The following is a 3,873-nucleotide window of genomic DNA, read 5'->3' on the forward strand; positions in this document are numbered from 1 at the left end:
TAATGGTATGCGGAGTAAACGGTCACGGTAAAACCACAACTATAGGTAAGCTTGCATATAAATATAAGGAAATGGGAAAATCCGTTATGCTTGTTGCATGCGATACATTTAGAGCGGCTGCTAGTGAGCAATTAAACATTTGGGCAGAACGTTCTGATTGCTTAATTGTTACTGGAGAGTACGGTAGCGACTCTGCAAGTGTGGCATACAGAGCTGTAAGTCAAGCTATAAAAGACAACGTTGATGTTGTTCTAATTGACACAGCAGGAAGGCTGCAAAATAATGTGAACCTTATGGAGGAGTTATCAAAAATATATAGAACGATAAAGAAATTGGATGACACTGCCCCTCATGATGTTATTTTAGTTCTTGATGCAACTACCGGCCAAAATGCTTATAGCCAATTAGAAGCATTTAGCAAAATGGTTAATGTTACCGGGCTAATCGTAACAAAGCTAGATGGCACTGCTAAGGGTGGAGTGGTAATTGGACTTGCAGAAGCTTATAAGGTAAAGTTACATGCTATAGGAATTGGCGAAAATATAGAGGACTTAAGGGAGTTTACTAGTAAAGAATTTGCTGAAGCACTATTTAACTGTGATTGAAGATTTCTCTTAATTCCCTTACGTGACCAAGCTTAATTATCTCAATATCATGAGAAGAGTAATTACCATTTTTAGGCATAATTGCTTTTTTAAATCCTAACTTTTGTGCTTCTTTTAGTCTGAGATCAGCATGCGAGACATTCCTAATTTCTCCTGAAAGTGCAACTTCACCGCAGATTATTGAAGAAGTTGGCAGCGGTAAATTTACTACACTTGAAATAAGGGAAGCAGCAACAGCAAGATCAGCCGATGGTTCCTGTATTTTGAGTCCCCCTGCAATGTTTAGGTATACCTCTTTATCATGCAAAAACATTTTGCAACGAGCATTTAGCACCGCGATGATCATAGCCAATCTATTAATATCCCACCCAACTACTGCCCTTCTTGGGGTTGCCATATTAGTTCCTGCTATTAATGCTTGCACTTCCATTAAAATTGGTCTTGAACCTTCAATTCCTGCAAATACGGCGCTGCCAACTACTTCTCTGTCATGGGCCATCAGAAACAATGATGATGGGTTATCAACAGGCACAAGTCCTGCTTCAGACATCTCAAAAACACCAATTTCATTTGCAGGGCCAAATCTATTTTTAATAGTGCGTAAAATGCGGTATTGATTGCTATTTTCACCTTCAAAATATAATACCGTATCCACCATATGCTCCAAAGTTTTAGGTCCAGCTATTTGTCCATCCTTAGTTATATGACCAACTATTAAGAGAGAAATACCATATTGTTTCGCAAGAATGGTTAATTCATGAGCGCAAGTACGAACCTGAGTTACAGTCCCTGGTGCTGATGTAATTCTGCTATCATACATTGTTTGTATAGAGTCAATTACTAAAAATTTAATACTTTTGTTTTCCTTTATCGTTGCTACTACATCAGTTAAAGACACTGTAGACAAAAGCTTAATTTTAGGTTCATTTATCTTAAGACGCTTTGCTCTGAGACTCACTTGCTCTAAAGATTCCTCGCCAGATACATAAAGACATTCAAAAGAGGAAAGTTGCACAACATTAGCTGCAATTCTAAGCAAAAGGGTGGATTTTCCAATACCAGGTTCGCCTCCAATTAAAATGCTAGCACCTTGAACGATACCCCCACCAAAAACTCTATCTAATTCTTCTATTCCTGTTAGAAAACGACTTGGAGTGATAATTTCGCTACCCGATAACGTCTTTATTAAAATTGGCGCAGACATACTTCTTTTGCCCGTTTTTACTGCTATTTCCTCAACAATTGTATCCCAATTGTCACATGCGATGCACTTCCCTACCCACCTACCAGTGCTATGACCACAGGATTGACATACATATACAGTTTTCATCAGAGCCAAAATTATTTTGTTATAATTGTAATAAAAATTAGCTGAATAGGCGAAGTAAATCTAAACACTGAGTCTCACAAACGTTGTGGTGCGAAGATAATTGTCATAAGTTGTACCATTTAAATTCATGCACAATGATTGCGCGAACGCTTCCCTCTAGGATCCAAGTAGCCCATTCTCCTGTCATTCCAGTAGCATCCTTTTTTTGTCATCCGAGTAGCCCCTTTTTTGTCATCCCAGTGCCCAGACACTGGGATCCAGGAAAAAGAATGATGTCATGAAAGTAGATACCGTCTCGTTAGTCAACAAGAAAATTACAAAATAAGGCAATATTTTATATAAGATTGAAAGTATTTTTTTTAACAATCAGCTAAGTAAACCTTCCTCCAACAGCTTTGCCCTGTAGTTTTTGATATGATCTGGATCAAAAGCCTTCTTTGAACTTAGAACACCAAAAACAATATGGAGTAACTTACGCATCGCAGCTCCCACAATGGCCATATTATGCTTGCCTTTTTCTTTTAATCTCTTGCAAAAAGTCATAATAATAGGATTGTGATTTTTAGCTACTATAGCAGGAAAATACATTGCCTTACGTAGTGTTCGTGAACCTGATTTACTTAATCTGGGTTTGGCATATACAGAGGAACCTGATGTTATATTTCTCGGTACAACTCCTGCATATGCTGCCAATTGCCTGGCATCTCTAAAAGCCTTTGTGTCAGGAACTTCAGCTAAAATAGCTGTTGCTGATTCTTCTCCTATGCCTGAATAGAAGTTGAAAATTTTCCAACAACTCTTTGTGTTGCTTTAATAGTTCACGTACGGAGTTTTTTATTGTTTCTATTTTTTGAGCTATATTCATTGCAAGGTCTTCCCAAGCATTTGCAACTTCTTTGGGAAGTCTCTCTTTTTTTTCTAAGTGGTTATTTACTAATGTTAACTCATCTTTTAACGCAACCGAGCAACGATAAAGATGTTTTAGTTTTTTCAATTCAGGAGATGGTGGTGTCCAACGAGTTGGTTCCTGTCTTTGGCAGTAATCAGCAATAATTTCCGCATCGGTCTGATCATTCTTTTGTCGTACAAGCTTACTCCTCGCATAAGATTTAATACAATAAGGATTTACAACACTAACAAAATATCCAGAATTGTGTAGAAATTCAGCCAAAGCTTCGCTATAACAACCAGTAGCTTCCATACAAGCTTTCACTTGTTCTATGTTATGTTTTTGTAGAAAGTTCAGTAGACCTTGAAACCCATTATCATCGTTCTTAAAGCTCCTTTTCCTAGTTTCACGTTTTCCTTTTTTACTTATAAATGAGAGACAAACATCAAAGCGATCTTTTGATATGTCTATGCCCAAAAAGTTGTTGATCATATATAACCCCATACGTTACCATTAAAAATGAAAAGTAAGGCTATTCTTGCGGATACAGAATTAGAACCATTTAGGTCTTTCTACGATACCGTCCAGCCTATACCTTTGAGAAGGGAGCTCTTATCTACTTGACAGATTTTATATCTAAGCCCTATGACAGAGTGCTTCCCTTCTCCATCTAATGCTTAAGCTTAAAACATTAGATGCTTTTTACAAGATACAAGCTCCTATGATGTCATTCCAGTGCTTGACACTGGGATCTCATTCAAATAATAAAGGCTAGATCCCAGTGTCAGCTACTTGGATGACAAAAAAAGGAGCACTGGAATAACATCACAGGGGCACTGGGATGACACCCTCCTAGTAGAAACGCTTTTGTAATTGCAACATTCGTGCAATCTTTAGCCATAATACTTAAGAAATTTACCAAACGAAAAAAAAGGCAAAAGAAGCCCCGTGGTGGTTGGCTATTTACTATGTACTAAAATATCGGCGTTTTTTTTATTCTAAAACGCTTGATTAAGAGCGATTTAGCTGCTTTTAACTTGCAACTAACC

3 protein-coding genes and 1 pseudogene are annotated in these 3,873 nt (G+C 37.5%); 2 read left to right on the forward strand and 2 right to left on the reverse strand.

Annotated features, from left to right (window positions below):
* Positions 1-605, forward strand: a 605-nt coding sequence (ftsY, locus tag BA053_RS05570; RefSeq protein WP_065106853.1) for a signal recognition particle-docking protein FtsY, incomplete at its 5' end; no start/stop codon positions are given.
* On the opposite strand, the gene radA is transcribed toward ftsY, so the two are convergent.
* Positions 592-1,935 (reverse strand): DNA repair protein RadA, encoded by a 1,344-nt coding sequence (radA, locus tag BA053_RS05575; RefSeq protein WP_065095383.1) that lies wholly within the window; start codon positions 1,933-1,935, stop codon positions 592-594. The genes ftsY and radA overlap by 14 nt on opposite strands.
* Before the next feature lie 134 nt (positions 1,936-2,069).
* Here radA and BA053_RS07495 point away from each other — a divergent pair, with 134 nt between their 5' ends.
* Positions 2,070-2,216 carry a hypothetical protein gene (locus BA053_RS07495; RefSeq protein ID WP_156518031.1) on the forward strand — a complete coding sequence of 49 codons (147 nt, stop codon included), beginning with the start codon at positions 2,070-2,072 and terminating at the stop codon, positions 2,214-2,216.
* An 85-nt stretch (positions 2,217-2,301) separates the two neighbouring features.
* On the opposite strand, the pseudogene BA053_RS05580 reads toward BA053_RS07495, so the two are convergent.
* Positions 2,302-3,316: pseudogene (locus BA053_RS05580) on the reverse strand (IS110 family RNA-guided transposase).
* Positions 3,317-3,873 lie beyond the last annotated feature (557 nt).

Source organism: Wolbachia endosymbiont of Nomada ferruginata (assembly GCF_001675785.1).
In the GTDB taxonomy this organism is placed as follows: Bacteria; Pseudomonadota; Alphaproteobacteria; order Rickettsiales; family Anaplasmataceae; genus Wolbachia; species Wolbachia pipientis.

What these genes read in the sequence shown, in the direction of transcription:
- BA053_RS07495 (WP_156518031.1), top strand. Translation starts at nt 2,070, where the DNA reads ATGATTGCGCGAACGCTTCCCTCTAGGATCCAAGTAGCCCATTCTCCT.
- radA (WP_065095383.1), bottom strand. Translation starts at nt 1,935, where the DNA reads ATGAAAACTGTATATGTATGTCAATCCTGTGGTCATAGCACTGGTAGG.